The organism is Paenibacillus sp. J31P190 (assembly GCF_059692075.1).
Map to the genome: position 1 here is coordinate 20,176 of NZ_JCAUAS010000038.1, position 23,894 is coordinate 44,069.

The 23,894-nt window shown below is 45.7% G+C and carries 22 protein-coding genes and 2 riboswitches; of the genes, 14 read left to right on the forward strand and 8 right to left on the reverse strand.

Features of this window, described 5'->3' with window-relative positions:
- The first annotated feature begins 245 nt into the window (after positions 1-245).
- The gene (locus AC58U0_RS34620) at positions 246-2,348 is read left to right on the forward strand and encodes a transglycosylase domain-containing protein (protein ID WP_497383244.1); all 2,103 of its coding nucleotides are present in this window, start codon (positions 246-248) and stop codon (positions 2,346-2,348) included.
- 172 nt (positions 2,349-2,520) lie between these two features.
- Here the strand turns inward: AC58U0_RS34620 and AC58U0_RS34625 are convergent, their stop codons facing one another.
- Together AC58U0_RS34625 and AC58U0_RS34630 are read right to left on the reverse strand one after the other, a co-directional pair.
- Positions 2,521-3,012, reverse strand: a complete 492-nt coding sequence (locus AC58U0_RS34625; RefSeq protein WP_057304467.1) for a YwhD family protein — start codon at positions 3,010-3,012, stop codon at positions 2,521-2,523.
- 124 nt (positions 3,013-3,136) lie between these two features.
- Positions 3,137-3,664: a DUF4871 domain-containing protein gene (locus tag AC58U0_RS34630; RefSeq protein WP_497383245.1), complete on the reverse strand. Its 528-nt coding sequence runs from the start codon at positions 3,662-3,664 to the stop codon at positions 3,137-3,139.
- A gap of 146 nt (positions 3,665-3,810) precedes the next feature.
- On the opposite strand from AC58U0_RS34630, the gene AC58U0_RS34635 reads away from it, so the two are divergent.
- The 6 genes from AC58U0_RS34635 (at position 3,811) to AC58U0_RS34660 (ending at position 8,983) form a co-directional block, all read left to right on the forward strand.
- Positions 3,811-5,811 carry a M1 family metallopeptidase gene (locus tag AC58U0_RS34635; RefSeq protein WP_497383246.1) on the forward strand — a complete coding sequence of 667 codons (2,001 nt, stop codon included), beginning with the start codon at positions 3,811-3,813 and terminating at the stop codon, positions 5,809-5,811.
- A 145-nt stretch (positions 5,812-5,956) separates the two neighbouring features.
- On the forward strand, positions 5,957-6,775 hold the full coding sequence (locus tag AC58U0_RS34640) for a hypothetical protein (RefSeq protein ID WP_497383247.1): 819 nt from the start codon (positions 5,957-5,959) through the stop codon (positions 6,773-6,775).
- 165 nt (positions 6,776-6,940) lie between these two features.
- Positions 6,941-7,079, forward strand: a riboswitch (cyclic di-AMP (ydaO/yuaA leader).
- 3 nt (positions 7,080-7,082) lie between these two features.
- Complete coding sequence (locus AC58U0_RS34645; RefSeq protein ID WP_047682778.1) at positions 7,083-7,559, forward strand: C40 family peptidase; 477 nt, start codon at positions 7,083-7,085, stop codon at positions 7,557-7,559.
- A gap of 123 nt (positions 7,560-7,682) precedes the next feature.
- Positions 7,683-7,785, forward strand: a riboswitch (guanidine-I (ykkC/yxkD leader).
- A gap of 89 nt (positions 7,786-7,874) precedes the next feature.
- Positions 7,875-8,195, forward strand: coding sequence for a DMT family transporter (locus AC58U0_RS34650; protein ID WP_057304472.1), 321 nt, complete (start codon positions 7,875-7,877; stop codon positions 8,193-8,195).
- A gap of 304 nt (positions 8,196-8,499) precedes the next feature.
- Positions 8,500-8,733 (forward strand): hypothetical protein, encoded by a 234-nt coding sequence (locus tag AC58U0_RS34655; RefSeq protein WP_497383248.1) that lies wholly within the window; start codon positions 8,500-8,502, stop codon positions 8,731-8,733.
- A gap of 64 nt (positions 8,734-8,797) precedes the next feature.
- Positions 8,798-8,983, forward strand: coding sequence for a hypothetical protein (locus AC58U0_RS34660; RefSeq protein WP_497383249.1), 186 nt, complete (start codon positions 8,798-8,800; stop codon positions 8,981-8,983).
- A gap of 132 nt (positions 8,984-9,115) precedes the next feature.
- Here AC58U0_RS34660 and AC58U0_RS34665 read toward each other — a convergent pair whose 3' ends face one another.
- Entirely contained in the window at positions 9,116-10,009 is an 894-nt protein-coding gene (locus AC58U0_RS34665; RefSeq protein WP_497383250.1) for a methyltransferase domain-containing protein, read from the reverse strand.
- A 197-nt stretch (positions 10,010-10,206) separates the two neighbouring features.
- Here AC58U0_RS34665 and AC58U0_RS34670 point away from each other — a divergent pair, with 197 nt between their 5' ends.
- Positions 10,207-10,785, forward strand: coding sequence for a hypothetical protein (locus AC58U0_RS34670; protein ID WP_497383251.1), 579 nt, complete (start codon positions 10,207-10,209; stop codon positions 10,783-10,785).
- A 57-nt stretch (positions 10,786-10,842) separates the two neighbouring features.
- Here the strand turns inward: AC58U0_RS34670 and AC58U0_RS34675 are convergent, their stop codons facing one another.
- The 3 genes from AC58U0_RS34675 to AC58U0_RS34685 form a co-directional block, all read right to left on the reverse strand.
- A complete protein-coding gene (locus AC58U0_RS34675; RefSeq protein ID WP_497383252.1) occupies positions 10,843-11,799 on the reverse strand; it encodes a hypothetical protein in 957 nt (318 codons plus the stop codon).
- 2 nt (positions 11,800-11,801) lie between these two features.
- Positions 11,802-12,872, reverse strand: a complete 1,071-nt coding sequence (locus tag AC58U0_RS34680) for an ABC transporter permease subunit (RefSeq protein ID WP_497383253.1) — start codon at positions 12,870-12,872, stop codon at positions 11,802-11,804.
- 144 nt (positions 12,873-13,016) lie between these two features.
- Positions 13,017-14,732, reverse strand: a complete 1,716-nt coding sequence (locus AC58U0_RS34685) for an ABC transporter ATP-binding protein (protein ID WP_497383254.1) — start codon at positions 14,730-14,732, stop codon at positions 13,017-13,019.
- A gap of 149 nt (positions 14,733-14,881) precedes the next feature.
- On the opposite strand from AC58U0_RS34685, the gene AC58U0_RS34690 reads away from it, so the two are divergent.
- From AC58U0_RS34690 to AC58U0_RS34700, 3 genes are all read left to right on the forward strand, one after another.
- Positions 14,882-15,664, forward strand: coding sequence for a lipase family protein (locus AC58U0_RS34690; protein WP_497383255.1), 783 nt, complete (start codon positions 14,882-14,884; stop codon positions 15,662-15,664).
- Between the two features lie 648 nt (positions 15,665-16,312).
- The gene (locus AC58U0_RS34695; protein ID WP_497383257.1) at positions 16,313-16,819 is read left to right on the forward strand and encodes a hypothetical protein; all 507 of its coding nucleotides are present in this window, start codon (positions 16,313-16,315) and stop codon (positions 16,817-16,819) included.
- A 118-nt stretch (positions 16,820-16,937) separates the two neighbouring features.
- The gene (locus tag AC58U0_RS34700; protein ID WP_497383259.1) at positions 16,938-18,473 is read left to right on the forward strand and encodes an MDR family MFS transporter; all 1,536 of its coding nucleotides are present in this window, start codon (positions 16,938-16,940) and stop codon (positions 18,471-18,473) included.
- A gap of 77 nt (positions 18,474-18,550) precedes the next feature.
- On the opposite strand, the gene cysK is transcribed toward AC58U0_RS34700, so the two are convergent.
- Positions 18,551-19,483 carry a cysteine synthase A gene (gene cysK, locus AC58U0_RS34705; protein ID WP_497383260.1) on the reverse strand — a complete coding sequence of 311 codons (933 nt, stop codon included), beginning with the start codon at positions 19,481-19,483 and terminating at the stop codon, positions 18,551-18,553.
- Positions 19,484-19,703: 220 nt separating this feature from the next.
- Here cysK and AC58U0_RS34710 point away from each other — a divergent pair, with 220 nt between their 5' ends.
- From AC58U0_RS34710 to AC58U0_RS34720, 3 genes are all read left to right on the forward strand, one after another.
- Positions 19,704-20,378 carry a putative endonuclease domain-containing protein gene (locus tag AC58U0_RS34710; RefSeq protein WP_497383261.1) on the forward strand — a complete coding sequence of 225 codons (675 nt, stop codon included), beginning with the start codon at positions 19,704-19,706 and terminating at the stop codon, positions 20,376-20,378.
- 1,757 nt (positions 20,379-22,135) lie between these two features.
- Positions 22,136-22,894 carry an exodeoxyribonuclease III gene (locus AC58U0_RS34715; protein WP_497383263.1) on the forward strand — a complete coding sequence of 253 codons (759 nt, stop codon included), beginning with the start codon at positions 22,136-22,138 and terminating at the stop codon, positions 22,892-22,894.
- A gap of 3 nt (positions 22,895-22,897) precedes the next feature.
- Complete coding sequence (locus AC58U0_RS34720) at positions 22,898-23,272, forward strand: DUF3817 domain-containing protein (protein WP_497383264.1); 375 nt, start codon at positions 22,898-22,900, stop codon at positions 23,270-23,272.
- A 179-nt stretch (positions 23,273-23,451) separates the two neighbouring features.
- Here the strand turns inward: AC58U0_RS34720 and AC58U0_RS34725 are convergent, their stop codons facing one another.
- Positions 23,452-23,814, reverse strand: coding sequence for a hypothetical protein (locus AC58U0_RS34725; protein WP_497383266.1), 363 nt, complete (start codon positions 23,812-23,814; stop codon positions 23,452-23,454).
- Positions 23,815-23,894: the final 80 nt, after the last annotated feature.

Genomic DNA, 23,894 nt, shown 5'->3' on the forward strand with positions numbered 1-23,894 from the left:
TCCTGACATTCATTGTCTCTAACAGTGTTCCACCAGTTGGAAAAGTCATGCGAAGGGGTACTGTAATTTCCAATCCGTCCATACGCACAAATTGTATTATAGTTCATTACCCCCAAAATGCAATATTTTCCTAGGGTTTTTGGACATTTAATAAAAAATATTTACAATTCGTTGAATACGGACTGCCATGCTTTTCCATACTGGATAGTAATGCCTTAGAGCATGAAGAAAGGAGGTAAGAAGAGATGTCCGAGAACGAGAACCATCGTCAGCCATCCACAGGCTCACCACAAGCACCTAGGGATAAAGAGGTACCTGCGTCTATGCGCTGGATGCGTCGTATCAAGAAAATGTTCTCATTCCTATTCACTTCCTGCGTTCTGCTCCTTATCGTGGCCGCTGGCTTTCTCGTCTATTTGCGTGCTCAAACACTGCCCGTCACCAAAATGCTGCAAACCTCCCAAATGTATGATACACACGGCGAACTGATCGACACCTTTTATTCGGGTCAAAATCGACAGGTCGTCTCATTGAACGAAATATCGCCTTATCTCATTAAAGCTACGCTCGCTGTGGAGGATCAGCATTTCTATGATCATTTCGGCGTAGATGTGAAAGCAGTAGCAAGGGCAGCTGTTGTCAATGTACAAGCCATGGCTAAGGTGCAAGGTGCAGGAACGATCACTCAGCAATTAGCTCGGAATTTATATTTAAATCATGATCGGACTTGGTCGCGTAAAATCAAAGAAACTGTGTTCGCTGTGCAAATGGAAATGCAGCTGACGAAGGATGAAATTCTAGCGAATTATTTGAATCAGATTTATTACGGTCATTCAACGTATGGGATTGAAACGGCTTCCGAGCTTTTCTTCGGCAAGCATGCCAGTGAATTAACGTTGGCGGAAAGCGCGATGATCGCCGGTGTCCCTAAAGGGCCACGCTACTACTCACCGTATTATGATCTGAAGAATGCGATGGATCGGCAAAAAGTGGTGCTGCAGACGATGGTGCGCAGCGGCTTCATTACACAAAGCGCCGCTGACGCCGCAGGCAAAGAGAAGCTGACGATTCAGCCGCTTACGAAGAAGAAGCCAGCCGCAGCCCCCTATTTCCGAGATTATGTACGAGCACTGGCAACGGATAAGCTGGGCATACCCGAGGAGCAGTTTGATGAAGGCGGCATTCGCATTTACACGACGCTCGATAAAAATGCACAACAGATCGCTGAGAGTGTGATCACCAAGCAACTCACGGGTAAAACAGACCTTCAAGCCGCCCTGGTGGCAATTGACCCAAGGACAGGAGAAATCAAAGCGATGGTCGGCGGTCGCGACTATTCCGAGAATCAGTTCAACCGTGCACTCTCGAATACACGACAGCCGGGGTCCTCTTTTAAACCCATTGTTTATATGGTCGCTCTCCAAAATGGCTATACACCTGTAACGCAGGTAAAAAGTGAACCGACGGTGTTCACCTACGATGAAGGCCGTCAACGATACACACCCAGAAACTTTAACGATCAGTATGCCAATGCAAATATTGATATGCGGCAGGCGATCTCGAAGTCGGATAACATTTATGCGGTACATACGATTCTGGATGTCGGTCCTGCGAAGGTGATCGATCTGGCCCGCAAGCTGGGCATTGCATCTCCGATGAAGCCGCTGCCGTCGCTGGCACTGGGGTCCTTCCCAGTAAGCCCTCTCGAAATGGCGTCAGCCTTCGGTACAATTGCGAATCAAGGCGTTCATCAGGAGACGACGGCGATCGTGCGTATAGAGGATGCGAATGGTCAAATTTTATATGAAGCGGCACCGAAAGCGGAGCCTGTGCTTGATCCGGCCGTCGCTTATGTGATGACGAATCTGATGGAGAGCGTGTTCGAAGAGGGCGGCACCGGCAACCGCGTAGCCAGTACGATTAAGCGTCCGATAGCCGGCAAAACCGGTACAACCGACACTGATGCATGGTTGGTCGGCTTCACACCAGAGCTCGCAACCGCCGTATGGGTTGGCTATGATAAGAGTAGGGACATTTCCACGGTAGAGTCTCATTTGGCTTCTCCCATTTTTGCGGAATTCACGGAACAAACCTTAGAGGCGATACCGCCGAAGCTGTTCCCGATTCCCGAAGGGGTAACCAGTGTCTATATTGATCCGGTAAGCGGCAAGCTGTCCAATGAGGACTGTCCGAACTCACACATGGAGGCTTTCCTGGTCGGCACGGAGCCGACAACATTCTGCACAGGCAAACCCGCGAAGCCAGCTTCGAACGATGATCCAAAGAGCACCCCCAAAGGTCAAAACGGCTCTTGGTGGAATGATATTAAACGCTGGTGGAACGACTGATCCGCCTGTTTTCAGGGAACACAAAAAGGCAGAACTAAGCGCGTCTTAGTCTGCCTTCTTGCTGTCCTAGTATATGAGGTAACATACACTAGGGTCTAGTATACTCGGTTCACCCAAACGTAACAATGGATGACACATAATGTTCATAATCTCGATTTGCACGTTTGATCGCTTAGGAAAGCGCATCTTTCAATGCTTGATCCGAGCGATTCCACCATTCCTCATTGTGCGCGATCAGCTGATTTTTGAGCAGCGCCCGCTCCTTGTCATCCAAGCCGTCGAAGATGAATTTACGCTTCATTGCAGCATCCATCTTGTTCACGTGCTCGGCTAGAATTTTCCACCCTCTGCGAGCTTCTGTGTCAATCAACATTTCGCACGCCGTCATTCCAGCGTAGTAGGCTCCTTCTTCGGTACGGTCTACTGCCACCCAAATGATCCAAGCTTTACGGCCGTTCGGCACATCTTCTTTGTTCGTTGAGAATTTGATACCCTTTTCGATCTTACTTTTGGCATGAAGTGTACCTTCGTCTAGATAGGCTTCATCCCCGTCAATAATGACACCAGATACGTTGCTTAGGTCGATTGCTCCGGCACCGAATCCTTTATGGTTCACTTTGGAACTTACTATATTTAAGGCCAGCTTCTTTTTATCCGCTTCCATGAGGGCACCTTCCAGTCTTCGTAATGTTAAAATGACGCTTTGCTCTCATTGTAGCTAAAGTCATCCTCCAGAACAAGGGCTGGTTACTGTTAGTGTGGGAGTCGGTTGATGTTTGCAGCTTCTGCTACTTCACTTCCACCGTGATACTGCCTACAGCCCTTTCATCTATAGAAGCATTCAAACGCCAAACCCCCGCGTCATCAAACCTCATCAGTACAGGGAAACCAGCATCAGCCCCATTCATCGGTACCGCTCCCGGCCAATTCATTTCCCCGACTAGAGCATTATCCTGCAGTAGAACCTGCCGTTTCTCTCCGGTTGCAACACTTACGGCTTCAACGCGGAATTTCTTCCCTTGCAGAGACTCGCCTTGCTTCCATATGTGCCACATATACTTGTTAGGCGTATTGACCTTATAACCACCTGGGCTCAGGAGGCCGATCTTTCCTTTCTCACCTTGCAAATGAAAGCTGCCACTTTGAAAAAGGGGGCTTACCTTGGCCTTATCAAGCTCCGCAGCCGACGTAAGCTGTTCCGGAGATTGTACCTTAACCGCTTTAGGAAACCAAGAAAATTGAGAAAGCACAGTCATGAGAACAATCAACCCAACGAAGCAGCCCAAAACAACGATCACTTTTCTGAATTTAATCATCGATTCCACACCCCTTATACCTTATAGACTCATTGATGAGCCGCTTCGTTCCCCCTCTTCTAACAATTCTTTTCCAAGCTCAGAAATATTCCCTAGGTTGTCTACATATACATGCTGTAGATGCTTGTTTAGGCGGGGTGGATATCATGAGTGTTCTATTCAAAAACCGCAAGGTTCAATGGTTCGTTGTCATGCTCCTTGCAGCAGGCGCTGTCCTGCTGTCTGAAAATTTGCTCCCATCTGCAAGTAAATTAGCCGTTCCAGTCGTCTCTAAGGATGAAAAGTCTGCTCCGGCGCCGGACATGCAGCCTGCTGATAGCGGCAAGTCATTAGAGAAGCAAGCACCAACAGCGCTTAGCTATCGTATTGCGGAGTATCACATGAGCGTTGCTTACACGCCCGAAACGAGGCAGCTCAATGGGCAGCAAACGTTGACTTGGGAAAATCCAGGAACCGTTCCTGTGCAAGAGCTTTACCTCCATCTGTATCCCAATGCATTTGACTCAAAGAAATCGACGTTTATGCGTGAATCAGGCGGTAAGCTGCGAGAAGATGAAGCCAAGGCAGACAGCAGTGGCAGCATGAAATTGATTTCTGTGAAAACGGTTGATGGAGAGGATCTCAGTATGCGCATGGCGTTCGTACAGCCCGATGACGGCAATAAGGACGATCATACGCTGCTCAAAATCCCGCTGCCAAAACCAGTAGGGGCTGGGGAGCAAGTCACAATCAAGACGGAATTTCTCGTCAAGCTGCCTGCCGCCTTCGCAAGAATGGGCTATGTGGATGACTTCGTCATGGCCGGTCAATGGTTCCCTAAAGTTGCTGCCTATGAGCGAGTTGGTACAAGAGGACGTACAGAGCCGGGGTGGAATCTCCACCAGTACCATGGAAATTCGGAATTTTATGCCGATTTCGGGATGTATGACGTGAAAATTCAAGTGCCAGCGAACTACATCGTAGCAGCTACCGGTTTCCCGGTTAAGCCTGCAGTGACCGACAACGGGATGAAGACGTACCAATTTTATGCCGATGATGTGCATGACTTTGCTTGGTCGGCTTCGCCTCATTTCGTTTATGTGGAAGAACCCTACTCGACCGCACAAATACCCGGGGTCAAGATCAAGCTCTATCTCGATCCCAATCATCAGGACTTGAAGGACCGCTATATGTACGCCGCCAAAAAGGCACTTTCCCGCTACAGCCAATGGTACGGACCGTACCCCTATTCGACCCTTTCGATTGTCGTACCTCCCCCAGGAGGCAACGGTGTAGGCGGTATGGAATATCCGACTTTGGTAACGTCGTGGGATGCTAGCGACAAGAAACCTGATCTAGAGCTAGAACGTGTCGTTGTTCATGAGATTGGGCATCAGTTCTTCTATGGAATGGTAGCTAGCAATGAATTCGAAGAAGCTTGGCTGGATGAGGGCTTTACCTCCTATGCGGAGGACAAGGTCATGGAATCGGAGTACGGGGTGTCCCCTAATTTACCTGTCGAATCAAGCTTTATTACATCTCCACACACCCTGAATCAGAACTCGTGGGCTTATGCGGGACATGATCAATACGCCGAGAATGTGTACACACGAGGCAAGCTCGTACTTAAAGCCATTGAGAAGCAGGTTGGCACCAAAACGATGGATAAAATTATGCGCACTTACTTCCTACGTTGGGAATTTAAACATCCTTCTACGAAGGACTTCCAGAACGTTGTCGAAGAAGTGACCAAAACGAAGTGGGATGATTTCTTCAACCAATATGTATACGGCGCCATGATGATGGATTACACCGTGGAGAGCATTCGCGTCAAATCCGTGGGCAGCAAAGGGGCAGAGTCCTACGAAAGTGCCGTACTCATCTCCAAACGAGGCGGCAATTCACCCGAAGTGCCGATCCAATTCCATTTCTCTGACGGCACAGTGTTGGATAAAACATGGGATGGAAAAGAAAGCAGTATTGAATTCAAATTAACCCACAAGACTCCTGTAGACTGGGTTCGAATTGATCCTAATTACTCGCTCGTGCTGGAAAATAAACACATTAACAATTTTATGCAAACGCAAGTCGATACGAAGTGGAAAATCCGTTGGAATCTCGGTCTCATTCAATTCCTGCAAGCCATTTTCGGCTGGGTCGCCTGGTAAGCGGCTAGGCTTATCCTATGCTTACGAAGTAAGTTTTCCTACGGAAAACTCAGGTTATGCTTACGATGCCAGTTTTGCTAAAGCAAAACTCAGGTAATGCTTACGAAGTAAGTTTTCCTACGGAAAACTCTTAGGAGGGACAACTGTGGCAACTTATATCAAGTCTGGCTTCAGGGCGGCTTTACGGCAACCTTTCGCCACGATCGTCTTGTTCCTGTATCAGATGGGCTGGGGCATCCTGCTGTATAAGCTTGTACAGGGTGTTCTCGTCCCTCTCATGCACCGCTATCCAGGTGGCGAGCAGCCGAAGCAAGCGCTGCAGCTATTTCTAGCTGAAGGACAGTTCCAACTGGTCAAAACCGATCTTAGCCATTCCTACCTTTGGTGGCTGGCTGCTCTACTTGTTATTCGCATGGTGCTCACCCCAATGTTGAATAGCGGCGTCTACTATTCGCTGACCCATTCCCAGCAAAATGCCGGCTATCGCTTTTTCCGAGGCATCAAGGAGCTCATGCTCCCATTCCTAATTGCATATGTCGTTCGAATCTCACTCTCCTTGCTGCCGCTCATATGGCTGTTTCCAAAAGCGCAGAGGCAATTCGCACATACCGCTTCGTATGAGCAAGCAGCTCTTCAATTGCTGCCTTGGTTGCTGGGCATGCTCGTCTACGGCTTTCTCATACATCTTCTTTTTATGTACGTGCAATTCGCGATTGCTGCCAAACTTGGCATTTTGTCCACCGTCATCACATTCGTTCGCAGTTTGCTTCCTATTATCGGGCTTGCGCTTATCCTCCTGCTCGCCTCGGGACTATTGGCAGGGGTCACTGTCACAGCAACTTACCTATGGGCAGGTCTGGTAGCGCTAATCATTTATCAGCTCTTTCCGCTTTTCCACATTTTCTTTCAAATGTGGGCCATAACTTCCCAATATCAGCTTCTATCTGCCAAAATGGACGGTTAAAAACAATAAAATAAGCTGAAATTAGCTCATCTTGTTTCATCCCCTTGCAAAAGGGGCTTTTTTTTGCGTTTTCCGAAATATTTTACATATTTTTAAGGCAAATCGCATAGAAAAGGAGGAATTTCGATGTTTATGACGAATTACAAGGACTAGCATCAAAAAACCAAATATTTCATGCCGAATTCCTCATTTCTTGGGGAAACGGGGGAACCACACCGGGTGAATTGATCTTGCAAGACAGGGATCATAGGGAACCTTCAACCGAACCCTCCAGCTAACCTCGTAGGCACCGGAAGGAGACAAGCAGTTGAGAAAGATTGTTGCTCTTGTTTTTAGTCTTGTTTTGTTTTTGAGTGTAGGTTTAGGAAGTGTGTCTGCGTCACAATCCACTTTGGATGAAACGGTTGACGGATTGCTCGGAATTCCGTACAGAGATGCGGGAACGACAACAAGAGGCTTTGATTGCTCTGGTTTCACCGCATACGTTTTCGACAAATTCGGCATTGACCTTCCGCATAGCTCAGCATCTCAGAATAAAGAAGGCTACTGGATTGACAAAAAAGATCTTCGCAAAGGTGATCTTGTGTTCTTTGACACAAGCGGCGGCAAAGGTATTTCTCACGTAGGTATCTACCTTGGAGATGGTGAATTCATTCACTCTGCATCCAATGAAGGTATCGTGAAAAACAAACTTAGCCAATCTTATTACGCGAAGCGGTATGTATCGGCCCGACGTGTTTTGTGGGATGATATCTACAACCAATTAACTGCTGAATCCAAGTAATTTCTTGCACGATTCATGAATAAAGCCCGGACAAGCTCCGCTCGAAAGAGCAGCTTTCAGGGCTTTTATTCATTTACTAACCTTGTAACTTGACATCGTATGTTAGCCGTTCTATAATAGCGGCATATTGTTTTCTAGGGTTCCGTGGCGTTCATCGCCAGACTGGTCCGAGGGGAAACACTCAGCGAATACGCTGTGGTCACGGAGGGGAAAAAGCCCGGGAGTCATATCGCTTTAGCGATATAACTTCCAGGCTTTTTCCTTTTTTTGCGACTAAATAGGAACGTATAACAAATTCAAGAGGAGTGATTCATCATGGCATGGTTATATCTCGTTATTGCAGGTGTATTTGAGGTAGTATGGGCGATCTCATTGAAATTTTCTAATGGTTTTACACGCTTAGTTCCTTCCAGCGTCACGATCGCAGGGATGATTGTAAGTTTCTATTTTCTAGCGGCAGCAACGAAAACTCTCCCCATCGGCACAGCATACGCGGCTTGGACTGGAATTGGCGCTGTTGGTGCAATTATTATCGGCACCCTTTTTCTCGATGAGCCCATTAGTTTACTAAGGATCTTATTCATGATTCTGATCTTAGTTGGCGTTCTCGGCCTTAAATTTACTTCCGGGCATTAGGGACTCCGAAAACTGCGTCATATTCCAATGGCGTTTTTTCCCTGTGCTTTCATAACAGAAGCAGTGAATGTTACCCCCATTTCGGTTGTTCCCCCTTTGAACAAATAAGGTTCCATCATTCTCACTCTTTGAGATGACAATTCACAGGATATTATACCGTGCTTTTTTGAATAAATCGGACCCTATCAATGCAGATTAATCCATACAAGGATGGAGGGGCGGTATGATGTAAGGTTCAGATTTGAACTAACGTAACTGCTGAGTCAGATCAACAGGATAAGAATGTTTAGGAGGGAAATTCAACATGAATACATCGGATGATATCAATCGAAAACAGAATCGTAATAGCGGGCTTCTCGGAGAGGAGATAGAAGTTGACTCCGATGTTAACGAGGATCGTAACCGAGAGCAGCAATTGGACGATTCGTTTCAGTACTGGTATCGTAACGTCGGTTACTGGGTGCAGCAAAAGGAAGATATAACTCAGGTGCCGAAGGCAAACGTCTTTGATGCTGCCGCTGATATGGACGCTGAGTAGAAGTTAAACGCGATTATGAAAAACGATGAGATCAAGAGGTAATCTATCATTGGAGGTATAAACGATGTCTGACAATACAAATAACGTTAATCTAAACAAAACGAGTATCTTTAAAAACGGGGTGCAATCTGCAACGAATTATGTACAGAACGCCATTGAAAACGTAACTGCATCCACGCAAGATGCAACTCAAAATTTAGTGAATAACGTAATGAAAAGACGACAAAACGAAAACGAAAGTAATAAATAATTAGATTGGCGATGTTGAATTTCATATGGAAAAAACTTAGTCAGAAAGCAGCCGCGGGCTGCCATGACTAAGCTTTTTTTGTTGGTCTAATGGATATCGTGATTAATTGCTGCCAATAAACTATCTACACGATTAAGTAACTGTGTAGCTGACATACCAAAAGCTGCTTCCCACAAATATTCGCAAATGTTGAGATATAGGCTTAAAAATGTCAATCAGTTCATCATACGAGTAGTAGTTTTTGATAATTTCATGCATGGATCCGTCAGCCAGCTCACGTCTTTTGTAGGTATCCTCGCTATGTTCATTCGTTATCAGCTCTCCGCCTCTTCCGGGTACGTAAACATTATCGGCGATAAAGACGCGGGCCCCTGTGCCTAGACGTTGATGGAAACTCTGCAGAAATGACTCGATCCGATTCTTCGGAATATGCGAAAACCAGAAATTGGCAAGACCAAAGTTGAAAACCCCTGTCACTTCGGAGAGGTGGTACGCATCTCCCTGTACAAATGCTGCATTGGAAGCTGGCCAAGGCTTTGACTTAGCAATTTGCAGCACTTCAGGACGAATATCCACACCTACGATGTGATTAGCTTTACTCCCAGCAATTTCGGTCCAATACCCCGTACCACAGGCTACCTCAAGAACGTTGCGACCCTCCACTTGCTTCTTCACCACTTCGCTCAAAAGACTGAGCTCTTGTTGGAACTGGGCGTCCTCTCGGTGATAAATCCGTTCATACTCCTCTGCTCGGGCGCCGTAGTATTCTTGCATTTTCACTTTATCTTCGTTTAAAAGCTGATGCTTATCCTTCACTTCGTGGAGAATTCGTTGTCTGGCTGCCAATAAATCAGCGAAAATAGCGCCACCCTGTGCGGAGTAGTTAGCTAGCAAGCCATGCGTGGCCATCACAATTAGCTGTGTCATCGACAAACCTGTTTCATCGGCCATTTTCTCCAGATCCGACTTTACTTTCTCCGGTAAGTAAACAGAGAGTCTTTTGGTTTTGTCATTTTTGTCATCCATGCTAGGTATCCCCCCTCAAGTTTTTTCATTATTTTAACATATATTATATGTTATAGTGACATTTAATTTACGTTTTCGGCATGCGGAAATTAGGGCTACCTTTTTTAGGACTGTATCAGCTAGTAACCCACGCAAATCTCTCTATCAAACATAGAATACTTCGTAAGTATATTTATAACTTGATAGGAGATGGTTAAATGATTAAGAAACAACGTATCGCAGGCAGACCAACCAAAATTGTTAGACTACCTAGATGTTCAGGCTTACCAAAAACGAAAGCCCTGCTGATGTACCATGCGCAATTGAAGAAACACAACAGATTAGGGGCAGGCCGCTTCCTCAGCCAGCGTACAATCTCGATCGGAACCGATAACTCTTGGTTCAACGCCCAGATCATTCCTCGTAACCCAGCATGGATACCGGTGACTAACGCCAACTATGTGTGGTACTCCGGCAATCTGAGCGCTGAGAATGCCGTCATTTCGACACGATTCTCGCTCTCGCAGCGGAGATCCATTCTCGCCGCATCCCTCTTCCTATCGGTTGACAATTATGCTGTTGTGATCATTAATGGTGTGCCAGTGGTCTATGATGCACCACAGAATACCCCTCCATTCTACAACACTGGTCGTACCTTCAACGTACGTCGCTTCTTGAGACAGGGTCGTAATGACATCGTCATCATCGCTTTTAACTTCGGTGGACCTCGTAGTGATGCTGCGCCTGCAGGCGTAGCAGCTAGATTGGACATCCAACTCAGCTCATTAAGACGATAATTCATATGGAAAAAGGTCGGAGCCCATCCTCAGGATGGAACGCCGACCTTTTTTGTCTCACATGAATTGACGTTCACTGCCATAGCGGCGTTTGAGCTGATTCAAGAAAAACTGCAGTGCCAGAAGAAGTCCTGCGAAGCTGGTGCCTGCACTCAGAATAATCCATGGATGCAGTCGAATGTACCTTGAGCCATAGGCGATTAGCGATAACCATTCGCCCGATGTGGTGATGGCTATGGAATACCCAGCATCACTATCACCAATTGTCTCAATACCTCCAAGTACAATGTTAAAAACAGCCAACTGCCCTAACAAGAAGAGCACCTGCATGAATTCGCTAAGGAAGATGAACAACATTTCATTTCTCATACAGGGAACCAAATGTCGCATCGTTCGATGGTAGACAGAACCGCCCATTAAACGTGATGCTTCAATAAATAGTCGTTCATTATAATAACGTGTCCGATCTGCCACCTGATGGGCTAATGGGAATACCCCAATGAATGTGACTAGACTAACAAAAGTAACCGTGAACAGCAGCTGGTAATGCGGGTCGGCCTTCAGCCCCTGATCAAGCCGCAGCCCAAAGTACATGCCGGCTATAGGCGGGAACAAGAATACAAACGCAGGCATTGAGGAAACAACCCACTGCATAGAGCGAAGAATGCCCCATCCTTTGCCCGTGGTCCCGCTCCACAATCCCCATGGGAGGGCAAAAACAAAGCGAAACAAGGTTAACGCTAGCGCCGTGCCCAGTGTATATTTCAACCCATTCAGCAATAAACTCAGCACATCAAAGCCCCTATGATCAGTGCCCAGCAGGAAGGTACTGTTAGGTGCGTATGGCGGAATGCTGTATCTCGTTTTACCGTCCTCTTGATATTGGAGCATATTAATCTTATCATCCGGTGAAATCCCATGGGGCATCAGCCAAGTGCCGAATATCATCACAAGCAGGATGAGCACGATGAGTGCAATCGAACAGTAGTAAGCCGTTGATGAGCGTTTCAACATCGTCAAACCACCTCCCCTGTCCGAACGATAAACTTTTTGCGCAGCCATGCATAGAACACATGAAAAGCCATAGCAACTAGCGCAAGTGCCATACAGATAGCCGACATGGAGGAGACACTCTGTAAAGCTGGGGAGACGATAAAGCCTCCCAAACCGGAGATTCCGCAGATGGCCTCCGCAACAGCCATACTGGCGAGTGCCAGTGTGGTCGCTTTGGGTAAGATCGCCAGCAAATCAGCCATTACATTTCGCATTACATGAGAGACGAGCACCTCTCTGCGAGTTAACCCTTTGGCTAGCGCGGTGACGACATAATCCTGTCCAAGCTCACGCGCGATCGCGATGCGAAGGGTGCCGTAGATGGTGACTGAGGGAATCAGTGCGATCGTGAGAAATGGGATGAGGAACGGCGTCTTATCACCGACTTGAACAATAAGCAGCACAAAGTGCCCCAAATATTTCGTCGCATAGACCGCCCCCAATTGTATGAGAACGATTAAGAAAAAATCAGGTAAGCCAACAAGCAAGGCATGTGCACCATCCATCAAGGCACCTAATCGGCGGAATATGGATGCTGTCATTGCAAATAGCACACTAAGCGCAATCGCGAGCAGTAAACCAGGAATGAAATAAGTGCATGTGCGAAGAAGCATGTTGGGGAGCTCCCCAAGAACAGCCACCTCTTTCCTATTGAAAGGACTGCGGAATTTACCAAAATCACCTTGAGCGAAACCTTTGATTTGGTCTTTCAGCGAATAGCCGTAATAACGCCAGGAAATAATGGGATGCTCTAGAGGCACAGTGGTCGCACGAAATATGCCTTTGATCGATACTGTCTTTCCGATATAGTCCCATGACTTCCCATAAGGAACAGACAATAAGCCTGTCTTTTCATTTAGAACTTGGCTGCCGGGCAGCTGCTCACTTATTTTCTGGATGCTCGTATCTGGACCTATGGCAACCCGAATCTGATCCGGCTGCGTAGATAAAAAAGCGTTCCGGATGTTGCTCAGAAAGAAGATGCACACGAGTGTAAATAACCCAAGCAATATCCACCGAAATATCGACTTCAACTATCATCACCTCGTTCTATTATTCACCGTTGGTAGATAACTATTTTCATAGTTTATCACGATTCATTTGGAAGTTCTATCCTATCTTTGGGAATAAAAAGAGGCTGCAGCAAGCTATCCTAAGCTAGCTTGCTGCAACCCTGTTTAAGAACTATACTGCGCTTGATGCAGGCGACTATACACACCGCCTACAGCGATGAGTTCCTCGTGTCCGCCCTGCTCGGTAATGCCTTGCTCCGTCACGACGACGATACGATCGGCATTCTTGATCGTCGCCAGCCGGTGGGCAATGACTAGCGTCGTGCGGCCACGCGACAGCTCAGCCAGCGACTGCTGAATCGCCGCCTCTGTCTCCGTGTCGAGCGCCGACGTCGCCTCATCGAGGATGAGAATCGGCGGGTTCTTCAGAAACATCCGCGCGATAGCAAGACGCTGCTTCTGGCCACCGGACAGCTTAACGCCGCGCTCGCCGACGACCGTATCCAGTCCCTTCGGCTGCGACTGGATGTAACCCGCCAGCTGCGCGCGCCGCGCAGCTTCCCAGATCTCCTCGTCCGTCGCGCCTAGCTTGCCGTAAGCGATGTTCTCCCGCAAAGTGCCGGAGAACAGGAACACATCCTGCTGCACGATGCCGATCTGACGGCGCAGCGACTCCAGCTGGATGCTGCGAATATCGTGGCCATCAATGGAAATGCTGCCCGCACTCACATCGTAGAATCGAGGCAGCAAGCTACAGATCGTAGTCTTCCCGGCACCCGATGGACCTACGAAAGCAACGGTTTCCCCAGCTCGAATAGATAAGCTGATATCATTCAATACTCGGGCTTCATCCCCGTAGCCGAATGACACCGAGTCGAAGGTAATTTGACCATCTAGATGACTAACCTTCACTGCATTCGGCAGATCAGCTACCTCAGGCTCCGTATCAATGACTTCAACATACCGTTTAAAGCCGGCAATTCCCTTCGGATAGCTTTCAATGACATTATTAATTTTCTGAATGGGACCCAGAAAAACGTTCGTTAAGAGTACGAAAGCAATAAACTCTCCATAGGAAATCTGCTTATCTATCACGAACCATGTGCCGCATATAAGGACAAAAACTGTTACCAGACGCATCAAAATGTAACTCAGCGAAACGTTCCACGCCATGATTTTATAGGAAAGCAGCTTCGTCAACCGGAACCGTCCATTGTTATCCTCAAACAGCTTCTTCTCGTAGGACTCATTCGCAAAAGCTTGAACGACACGAATCCCACCGATATTGTCTTCGACTCTTGCATTAATATCGGCAAGGTCGCCCATCATTCGACGGAACGTCTTCGTCATTTTTTGATTAAAATACACCGCTATCCATAGCAAGAATGGGACGATAACGAAGGTTAAGAGCGCTAAGTTCATATTAATATGAAGCATAAGCAGGAGTGCACCGATCAGCGTCATTACCGCAATGAACAAGTCCTCTGGACCATGATGCGCAACTTCACCAATCTCAAGCAGATCGTTTGCCATACGGGACATCAATTGCCCCGTTTTGTTATTGTCATAGAACCGAAATGAGAGCTTCTGCAGATGATCGAACATCTTTTTCCGCATATCCGTCTCGATATTAATCCCCAGCTTATGCCCCCAATACGTGACTATGAAATTTAGTACTGTGTTGAGTCCATAGACAGCAAGCAAACCCGCGCAAGCCCAAAGAATCCATTTCCAATTCCCGGCAGGAAGCAATTTATCGACGACCTGATTGACAGCAAGCGGGAAACCCAATTCTAGGAGCCCAGCCACGACCGCACAGGTAAAATCCAAAATAAATAAGTGCTTATAGGGCCGATAATACGAAAAAAAGCGTTTTAACACATGTATCCCCACCTTCCTTCGCCTATTATACCTGATAGGATCAGCCTGCTGAAAGTCTCCTAGAAAATAGGCGATTGTCGGAGGACAGGTGTCCACTATTTTCATATATATAGGAGAACGGCATCCTGTGTGTATGGAGGAATGGACTTATGCTCAGCAACACATTAGATACACAGACGGCTATCTTTCTAGCAGCTATGTGCAGCCAAAGCTATGGCCAATTTCAAAATGGTCCCGAAAGCGTTATTATGCCACACAATTACCGGATGGTTTCTTCCTTCAAGGCGACTTCCATCCTGAGTGAAAAAGAGTTGTTCGGCTTTATTGCCGAATCCGACGGACAAATTGTCATCGTATTTCGAGGAACGCATACGACATCCGATTGGATCTCCGATGCTATTGCCAGGCAAATCCAGTTTCCTTACACAAAAGAGCAGTGCCTCGTACACCAAGGATTTCTCGACATCTACCGTTCAGCCCGCAAATCGATTGTGACTGCTCTAAACAAACTTTCCACGGAGAAAACGCTGTACATTACAGGGCATAGTTTGGGAGGAGCCCTCGCTGCTTTATGCGCCGCCGATATTTCCACAAACACGAAATTCAAAAATCCCTCCGTGTATACTTATGCTTCACCGCGTGTTGGAAATCAGGCATTCGCTAGTCTTTTCAACCGCAGGACAGGGCCTCACTACCGTATTTATAATACCAACGACATCGTCCCGTTACTTCCTCCCTTCATTTATAGATCTCCTCGAACGGATAAGGTTTACCATTATATTCATGTGAAAAAGGGAGTCGAATTAACTTTTCAAGGAGGCTCCGTCTCCGCTAACCATGCGATTAGCAACTATTTTTCTGAACTTGCCAAGCTGGATCCCCGCTTCACGCAGCAGTTATACGCCCAGACTCCGGGATTTTGTCCGAACTAAAAAAGATTGCCAACCATCTGACCAGAAAGGCCGGGTACGAGGCAATCTTTTTTTACTAGAGGTCAGCAGTCCCCTCCTAAGAGAGAGGTTTAAACAACTCAATAAAGGTAAAAATAGGAGACGATACTTATTTGCATCTTTTTTACACTACTCGATTATTTTGTCGCAAAGGAGCCCTGCCTTGATACTCGTCATTTGCTTGCTTTTTGTTTGGTTTAGTATCCATATATTTGCCTTCCTACCCAATAAGTTGTCTGTCATTACGAACGTGCTGCTTTACATGCTCTTAGCCATCGTGGACATTAACAAATTAACGATCTTAAGTGACACTATAGGCGTTTTCCAACTCAGCAAAAAGGTTCCTGAATTCCTTTCGATGATTTTACATAGGGACTTCACCTTTTCAATAACACTCCTCACTTTTGCTAACGTCTATCTGACTACTTTGAAACGCAGTACAAAAATAGGCATTTCTCTGTATACATTCTCTTTTCTCTTGGGCACAGGCCAATTCCTAAGATTCCATGGTGTATTTACCTATGAGAGATGGAATATCTTCTATGATTGCCTACTAATCATCTCACTAATGATTATAACTTATTGGTTTGGCCGCTTATTAATTCATCTAATGCAAATGGAGAGGACTCTATGAACGACATAACCATTTACGATAATCGATTTAACGGAAATGAATGGTTCGTCATTGCGATGATTGTCGTAGGGACCCTTGCGATTTGGATATTGCCAAAAAAGTTCACCTTAACTCAGAGCTTGTTTAATTTATTGATTGGGGTCGTTTTTGGTCTCATGTTTGATCACACCATCGCTGTCCCACCTTTTGATTTGTACGATGTAGGTGACGAATCCCGTTATCAGCTGTTTGATATTTTCTCCTATACGATGTATGCACCATTTGGTTATATATTTATTTATTTTTACAAAAAATGGGGTGTTCGTGGTTTTTACACGATACCCTACATCTTACTCTGGACGTCTATGGGCATAGGTGTCGAGTGGCTTAGCGTACTCGTTGGTATTTTTCATTACAAACATGGGTATCAGCTCACTTATTCCATACCAATCTATTTATTTATACAATCTATTCATATATTACTTTACCGAATATTTTTTCCGGAGCATAAGACGATTTCATAGACAACTTCTAGCGAACATTCTTTTCCTCACACGGTTTCAACCCTGACAGACTCTTGTCAGGGTTGTTTGTTTATAATCGGTTTATACAAATTAATGATTGAAGAAGGGAAATGATCACATGACGAAATCAACCAATCAAACCGGCATTGTTTTAGCTGGATTACTGCTAGCCATTCTAATGGCTTCGATGGACAATACCATCGTTGCGACAGCTATGGGCTCCATTATCGCAGACCTTGGAGGACTCGATAAATTCGTTTGGGTCACTTCGGCTTACATGGTCGCTGAAATGGCAGGGATGCCGATTTTCGGTAAATTATCGGATATGTATGGGCGCAAACGCTTTTTCATCTTTGGTATCTTGGTGTTTATGCTTGGATCCGCCCTTTGTGGAACAGCCACTTCGATCGTCCAGTTAAGCTTGTACCGGGCCATACAAGGCATTGGCGGCGGTGCTTTGGTACCCATCGCTTTCACAATCATGTTCGATGCGGTTAAGCCGGAAAGCAGAGGCAAGCTAATGGGATTGTTTGGAGCAGTTTTCGGTATGTCCAGCATCTTCGGGCCACTCCTAGGCGCTTACATGACGGACTATATTAAATGGGAATGGATTTTCTATATCAACTTACCACTTGGACTGATTGCTTTCCTGATGATTGCCATCTTCTATAAGGAATCCCTCCAGCATGCTAAACAACGTATCGACTGGGCCGGTGCATTCTCGCTTGTAGGTGCCATCGTCTGCCTAATGTTCGCCATGGAGCTTGGCGGTAAACAATTCGCGTGGAACTCCGTTCAGATCATTAGCTTATTCACTGGATTTGCGCTTCTCACGGTTATTTTCCTCTATGTGGAGACGCGGGCAGAGGAACCAATTATCTCCTTCCGGATGTTCCGGGATCGCCTCTATTCGGCAAGCAATGCGATCGCGATGTTAAGTGGAGCCGCCTTCATTACGGCATCTGTCTATATTCCGATCTTCATTCAAGGTGTTCTTGGAGGAAGTGCAACGAACTCAGGCCTCGTACTTCTGCCTATGATGCTCGGCACTGTAGTTACAGCTACCGCTGGGGGCTTCCTCATTAGTAAATTTTCATATCGAGCCATCCTCATCTCCACCCTCATTCTGCTTGTGGCAGGTATGGCACTGTTAATTACGTTGACACCAGATTCATCGCGTTTGCTTATCACTATCTACATGATATTAGTAGGCTTGGGAATTGGCGCTTCATTTTCTGTGCTAAGTAACGCTGCTATACATTCCGTACCTGTCAGTCAACGAGGGGCAGCGAGCTCTACACTGAATTTCCTTCGCTCACTCGGCATGACGATCGGAATCACCATTTTCGGCATTATTCAAAGCCATTCGTTAACCCGGCATTTATCGGATGCCTTTACAGGGAGTGGTCAATCCGCGATGCCGCAGGGTCTAGACTTTAAGGACCCGCACGCTCTGCTTGACCCGGCGACTCGCACTCAAATTCCGGAGCAAGTGCTTGGGAAAATATCTGAAGGACTCTCCTCCTCCATCGTGGCCACATTTGCGTGGGGACTTATCCCTGCAGTACTAGCTTTAGCTGCCGCTTTTGCTATGAGTAAAGAGAAACTCGTGATAGAAACAGATAAAGAAACGTTCGCGGCGGTATCGCATTAAGAGCAAGCTCCGAGTGTAGCACAGAAAGACCAGAGATCCATCGCGGATTTCTGGCCTTTCTTTTGCGTTTTAACTTTTCACTCATCAAATAGATTCGTAGACAAGTACCGCTCACCGGTATCTGGCAGAATAACAACAATGGTCTTCCCTTTATTCTCAGGCCGTTTAGCAATTTCTCTTGCTGCGTAAGCTGCCGCGCCAGATGAAATGCCGACCAGCAGACCTTCCGTTTTGGCCAGTTCACGGGCCGTCGTTACAGCATCCTCATTGGTTACTATAAATATTTCATCTACAATTGATCTATGGAAATTATCTGGAACAAACCCTGCACCGATACCCTGGATATGATGCACGCCACGACTGCCACCTGACAAGACGGGTGAATCGGCTGGCTCGACGGCTATCACTTGGACGGATGGATTTCTCCGTTTCAGTATCTCACCTACACCTGTGATCGTCCCTCCCGTACCAACTCCCGCGATGAAAATATCGACTTTACCGTCTGTATCATTCCATATTTCTTCGGCAGTGGTACTTCTGTGAATCTCCGGATTGGCTGGATTACTAAATTGCTGCGGTATAAATGAGTTTGGCATTTTTGCAGCTAATTCCTCTGCTTTTTTAATTGCACCTAACATTCCTTCAGAGGCTGGCGTGAGAACGAGTTCTGCACCAAGGGCTTTTAATAATTTCCTACGTTCAATACTAAAAGAATCAGGCAATATAATGATTAACCGATACCCTAGTGCAGCTGCCGCAAAAGCAAGAGCGATTCCTGTATTTCCGCTGGTAGGTTCAATAATGACAGTGTCTTTATTGATCTTTCCTGAGTTTTCAGCATCTTTAATCATAGCGAATCCGATACGATCTTTTACACTGCCAGCCGGGTTAAAATACTCCAACTTCGCGACAACTTTGGCATCAAGTCCATGCCGATTATTATAATTCCAGAGCTCTAGCAGCGGCGTATTACCGATTAACTCTGTCAAATTGCTATAAATTTTCGTCATAAGAAAACCTCGCCTTCCCATCTATTATTAAACCTATGAACTTAATCGGATAAATACAGTATATCACGCAGGCGAGCGAAAAAATAAATCAATAAAGCTGATAGTTAGGTATGCTATTTTCTTATATTATGCTTATTTGGTATAATAACTGTAGACGAAGAACGTCCTTTAGCCTTTTGGCGAAGGGCGTTTTTTATTTTTTCAAGGGAGGTTTTCGCTATTGAATTTTGAATTTATGCATCAAACGTTCGTTGACTGTCATGCTGCTCTCCGTAGCGGAGAAAGAAAGGGGCGTCTCATTAGGGGACATTTATACGCAGAAAAGCTTTTTCTCCAGAATGTCTGGTTTCCGCTGTTTGGTCATCTCGAACACCTGCATCCGGAGTATGAAATTTATGATTGGAATCGCAAATCCCAATTTATCGATTTCGCCTATATAACACCCTTTGGTCGTTTTGGTATTGAATGTGACGGTTTCCAGAGTCATGTCAAAGATATGGATCGCGAGAAGTTTAGTTATTCACTGAATCGCGAAACGTTTCTAACCGCTATGGGGTGGAAAATGATGCATTTCTCCTTCGATGATATACAGAATCGTCCCGAGGTATGCCGGATGCTCCTGCAAATGGTTATCGGACCTTGCATGATCCGAAATGGAACAACGAATTCGGCTGCTATTTTAGCCGCTAGCATGGAGAAAGAAGTGCTGCGGTTAGCTTGGAGGCTAAACAGGTGGATTCGCCCTAAGGATGTCATCGACCATATGGACGTCGACTTTCGAACAGCGCGCAAGTGGTTGCGCTCCCTGGTGGAGAAGGGATGTCTGTCTCCTATCGCTAGAGGGAAGGACATTCGTTTTTATGAACTGAAAGAGGGTTCCTTGGAGCACATGTAGGGGGGTGACTTGGCAATTCATGGCCGTCCTTCTCTCCCGTTCCCTGACTTTTGACTTTTGACTTTTGACTTCTGATTTCAATGCTTCTCATAGCTACCTATATCCCCACTTTCTCTTACACATCTAGATTTCTCACTTCTTCATACACATCTTTATTCCGATTCTCATTCCCATCTTCATTCCACGCTTCCTCATACACTTATTTATCACAACCCTCATTCCCACCTTCATTCCTCAACTCCTCATACACTACATCATCACAAACCTCATTCCCGTTGGATTAAATACAGTGGTTTTCCAAAATTGAGAGTGGGATGGGCTGTTGCATTGGATGATTTCCAATAGAAACGTCTGTAGATGCCTTAAAACCTCGATTTCTGAACATTTGAGTGGATTTCGTCCAATCAAATGGAAGATTCCGTGTAGGGATCAGATTTCTGTTGTATTTTATCCAATGGCGGATGTGGAGGAGCGAATGAAGGGAGATGTGGGAGATGAATTGACTTGGTAATAGTTGTAAGTCATCCTCACTTCCTCATGCATAACTTCATTCCAGTCCCCACTCCCACGATCCTCATTCCTCAACTCCTCATTTTTCATCACAATCCTCATTCCCATTGGATTAAATACAGCGTTTTTCCAATATTGAGAGTGGGATGGGCTGTTGCATTGGATGATTTCCAATGGAAACGTCTGAGTTTGACTCAAAACCTCGATTTCTGAACATTTGAGTGGATTTCGTCCAATCAAATGGAAGATTCCGATTAGGGATTGGATTTCTGTTGTATTTAATCCAATGGTGGATGTGGAGGCGGCGAATGAAGGGAGATGTGGGAGATGAATTGACTTGGTAATAGTTGTAAGTCGTCCTCACTTCCTCATGCATAACTTCTTTCCAGTCCTCACTCCCACCTTCCTCATTCCTCAACTCCTCATTTTTCATCACAATCCTCATTCCCATTGGATTAAATACAGTGTTTTTCCAATATTGAGAGTGGGATGGGCTGTTGCATTGGATGATTTCCAATGGAAACGTCTGAGTTTGACTCAAAACCTCGATTTCTGAACATTTGAGTGGATTTCGTCCAATCAAATGGAAGATTCCGTGTAGAGACCAGATACCTGTTGTATTTAATCCAATGGCGGAAGTGGAAGAGTGAATGGAAGGAGATGTGGAAAATGAATTGAGATAGTAAGAGTTGTAAGTAAAAATAGTAAGTAAGAGTGAGTAGATATGAGTATGGGTATGGGTATGGGTATGGGTATGAGTAAGAGTAAGAGTATGAGTATGAGTATGAGTTGTGTGCATGAGTTGTGAGTATAAGTAGTGAGTATGAGTTGTGAGTATGAGTTATGAGTATGAGTTGTGTGCATGAGTTGTGAGTATAAGTAGTGAGTATGAGTTGTGAGTATAAGTAGTGAGTATGAGTTATGAGCATGAGTTGTGAGTATGAGTTGTGAGCATGAGTTGTGTGCATGAGTTATGATCATGAGTAGTGTGCATGAGTTGTGAGCATGAGTTGTGAGTCTGAGTAGTGTGCATGAGTTGTGAGTCTGAGTAGTGAGTGTGAGTTGTGAGCATGAGTTGTGAGCATGAGTTGTGAGCATGAGTTGTGAGCATGAGTTGTGAGTATGAGTTGTGTGCATGGGTAGTGAGAGTAGTAAAGTTCCCCAGAACTTCATACTTCGCAGACAAGGATGAACTTATGGTACACTGAACTATATATGACTGTAAGCAGCAAGGGGAAATGATGAACATGAAACTAGTATCCTGGAACGTTAATGGGTTGAGAGCATGTGTTAATAAAGGGTTTATTGATTATTTCGGGCAAAAAGAGGCAGATATATTCTGTCTTCAAGAGACGAAGCTGCAGGAAGGGCAAATTAACCTAGAACTGGGCGAAGCCTATACACAATATTGGAATTATGCGGTTAAAAAAGGGTATTCCGGCACCGCCGTTTTCACAAGAATGCAACCCCTCTCGGTGAGATATGGTATGGAGGAGAACGAAGAGCCGGAAGGTCGGATACTTACGTTGGAATTCGATAATTTCTACCTCGTGACCGTCTATACCCCTAATGCAAAACGTGATCTCTCTAGGCTGGATTATCGTGTGGAGTGGGAAGATCGCTTTCGCAGCTACCTCTTGCAATTAGACGCCCAAAAGCCTGTTGTCGTTTGCGGCGATTTGAATGTTGCCCACCATGAAATTGACATCAAGAATGCGAAAGGGAATCTCAATAATTCAGGCTTTACCCCCCAGGAACGCGGCAAAATGACGGAATTGTTGGATGCAGGGTTTATTGATACGTTCCGCCACCTCTACCCAGATCGAACTGATGTCTATTCGTGGTGGTCTAATATGCCAGGCGTAAGAGCGCGGAATGTGGGATGGAGAATCGACTATTTCCTTGCTTCTACGAGACTTGGTCCTAAAATCATTGATGCACAAATTGACTGCGATATATTGGGCAGCGATCATTGTCCTGTCGTATTGGAGCTCGATCTGACCTGATAAATGAATTCAAACGTTGAAAACGAGATTGGAGCGATTATTATACTAACCTCTTCCTTAGGGCGTTTGCGTCTAACAAGCTATATTGAAGGTATTTCTTATCTTTTCCTACTGTTTATAGCCATGCCGTTTAAATACTTCTTGGACCAGCCTCAACTCGTTTCTGTCGGCGGTATGTTTCACGGCGTAATGTTCGTGCTTTACATCTTAACGTCGGTACACGCTTTTGTGCAAAGACGTTGGAACTTGAACCGTGCACTCCTAATTATTGGCTGTATTTTCATCCCGTTCCTCTTCATCAAGCAAGATCGAATGATCCATAATGAGGAGTTAGAGCTAAAAAAGGGCCTTCCAATTGGCCCGAAAAAGAAGGTTTAGACGATGCTCAAGCTGCTTAATAGCACTTCTTTGAACCCCTCTTATGGGGTTCTTTTGCTATTCAGCAAGTCTTGAAATTCAAGACATTTATAAAACAAAAAAGCTGCAGCAGCCTACCCAAAGGCAAACTGTCACAGCCCGTAAACCCGTGCGCCATAATTGCTAGCGGTCTTTTCTCATCACGATTCGCAACCGATTATCCTCGTACGGAACCCACTTGTTACATAGAGATGTAAACTAATAGTCATATGTTCTACGATGTGAATTTCGACTTCGAATATAAGATCTGACGGATTTATAGCCATAAATGCTAAGCAGGAGAAGCTCGAGAACCCAAATAATTTGGAAAGCTCCGTCGTTGTGTTCGGATACCGATCGTTAAAACGAATTTCCCCATCCAGTGATTCGCTCACTGAGAGCCAACCATCGTCTGAGGTTCTAATTTTGTTTATCGCCTCATGGTGCTCCCAATGCCCGCGCTCCTTGGTGCAGTTCTTACGACCGTTGCTATCCGTTGTGCATATCCCCAGCATTTCCTCCATGACAAAAAGAACTGCAACAACCTGCCTGAAGGCAGCTATCACAATCCTTAAAGTCCAACCTATTTGGAGAGATCGCGACC

Coding starts and splice junctions, on each gene's coding strand:
- AC58U0_RS34625 (WP_057304467.1), bottom strand. CDS start 3,012: ATGGAAGCGGATAAAAAGAAGCTGGCCTTAAATATAGTAAGTTCCAAA.
- AC58U0_RS34670 (WP_497383251.1), top strand. CDS start 10,207: ATGATTAAGAAACAACGTATCGCAGGCAGACCAACCAAAATTGTTAGA.
- AC58U0_RS34700 (WP_497383259.1), top strand. CDS start 16,938: ATGACGAAATCAACCAATCAAACCGGCATTGTTTTAGCTGGATTACTG.
- AC58U0_RS34720 (WP_497383264.1), top strand. CDS start 22,898: ATGAATTCAAACGTTGAAAACGAGATTGGAGCGATTATTATACTAACC.
- AC58U0_RS34650 (WP_057304472.1), top strand. CDS start 7,875: ATGGCATGGTTATATCTCGTTATTGCAGGTGTATTTGAGGTAGTATGG.
- AC58U0_RS34630 (WP_497383245.1), bottom strand. CDS start 3,664: ATGATTAAATTCAGAAAAGTGATCGTTGTTTTGGGCTGCTTCGTTGGG.
- AC58U0_RS34725 (WP_497383266.1), bottom strand. CDS start 23,814: ATGGAGGAAATGCTGGGGATATGCACAACGGATAGCAACGGTCGTAAG.
- AC58U0_RS34695 (WP_497383257.1), top strand. CDS start 16,313: ATGAACGACATAACCATTTACGATAATCGATTTAACGGAAATGAATGG.
- AC58U0_RS34655 (WP_497383248.1), top strand. CDS start 8,500: ATGAATACATCGGATGATATCAATCGAAAACAGAATCGTAATAGCGGG.
- AC58U0_RS34665 (WP_497383250.1), bottom strand. CDS start 10,009: ATGGATGACAAAAATGACAAAACCAAAAGACTCTCTGTTTACTTACCG.
- AC58U0_RS34635 (WP_497383246.1), top strand. CDS start 3,811: ATGAGTGTTCTATTCAAAAACCGCAAGGTTCAATGGTTCGTTGTCATG.
- AC58U0_RS34715 (WP_497383263.1), top strand. CDS start 22,136: ATGAAACTAGTATCCTGGAACGTTAATGGGTTGAGAGCATGTGTTAAT.
- AC58U0_RS34690 (WP_497383255.1), top strand. CDS start 14,882: ATGCTCAGCAACACATTAGATACACAGACGGCTATCTTTCTAGCAGCT.
- cysK (WP_497383260.1), bottom strand. CDS start 19,483: ATGACGAAAATTTATAGCAATTTGACAGAGTTAATCGGTAATACGCCG.
- AC58U0_RS34620 (WP_497383244.1), top strand. CDS start 246: ATGTCCGAGAACGAGAACCATCGTCAGCCATCCACAGGCTCACCACAA.
- AC58U0_RS34675 (WP_497383252.1), bottom strand. CDS start 11,799: ATGTTGAAACGCTCATCAACGGCTTACTACTGTTCGATTGCACTCATC.
- AC58U0_RS34660 (WP_497383249.1), top strand. CDS start 8,798: ATGTCTGACAATACAAATAACGTTAATCTAAACAAAACGAGTATCTTT.